Annotated in this window: 2 protein-coding genes and 1 pseudogene; all 3 read left to right on the top strand. The window is 51.6% G+C overall.

The window, feature by feature from the left end:
• Positions 1-51 precede the first annotated feature (51 nt).
• Positions 52-282, top strand: coding sequence for a hypothetical protein (locus HMPREF3093_RS03950; RefSeq protein WP_023391806.1), 231 nt, complete (start codon positions 52-54; stop codon positions 280-282).
• A gap of 4 nt (positions 283-286) precedes the next feature.
• Entirely contained in the window at positions 287-514 is a 228-nt protein-coding gene (locus tag HMPREF3093_RS03945; RefSeq protein ID WP_023391807.1) for a phage holin, read from the top strand.
• Positions 489-812, top strand: a pseudogene (locus tag HMPREF3093_RS09770) (N-acetylmuramidase); the annotation flags it as partial. The gene HMPREF3093_RS03945 and the pseudogene HMPREF3093_RS09770, both read left to right, overlap by 26 nt.

Raw genomic sequence — 812 nt, 5'->3', positions numbered from 1 at the left:
GGACCCGCGGAGCGGGTCCCTTATTCATATATCAGAAAGGAGATGAGTCGGATGAGTCTGTTAGAAATTGGAGGCTTGGCATCGGCAACGGTGGCAGTGATCACCCTGATTAGCAAGCTAGTCAACCTCATTACTGCCATCCAGAGCCTCATCCTCCGAATAGATGAGATGCAGCTAGAGATTGAAGCTAATAAGCTAGTTGTCAAGACTATTGATGACCGCCTAGCTTCAATGGATCTGCGCATAACCAAGATAGAAACACTGTTAGAAGAAAGGAAGTAAGCAAATGAACTTAGATAATAAATACTATGATGCGCTCAAGTGGCTAGTACTAATCTTCTTACCTGCGCTGGCTGTCCTGGCTTCAGGCCTAGGCGACCTCTATGGATGGGCACCTACTAGCCAGCTTGTGGCCACCATTAACCTGGTCGCCGTCTTCCTAGGCGCACTCATTCAGAAGTCCAGCCTAGACTATTGGAAGAAGGGCGGTGACGACCATGGGACAGGCCGATAAACTTATCAGAGTAGCCCAGAGCTACCTGGGCACCAGTCAATGGTCTGATGACCACCTGGCTATGGTGGATGCCTATAATTCAGTCAGCCCTATCCCCATGGGCTACCAGGTCCAATACGGAGACGACTGGTGCGATATCTTCGTCACCGTCTGCGGGGATGAAGCAGGTCTTAGTCACCTGATTGGCCGCGAGTGCGGTGTCCCACGCCACCTATCCTGGTTCCAGAAGCAGGGCATCTGGCTAGGGCAAGAATGGCCCCAATCCGGGGACATTGTCATCTTCAACTTCGACGGTGGG

The organism is Abiotrophia sp. HMSC24B09 (assembly GCF_001815865.1).
Classification (GTDB): Bacteria; Bacillota; Bacilli; order Lactobacillales; family Aerococcaceae; genus Abiotrophia.
Note: the sequence above shows the minus strand (reverse complement) of the source record. Positions and strands in the feature narration are given on the sequence as shown.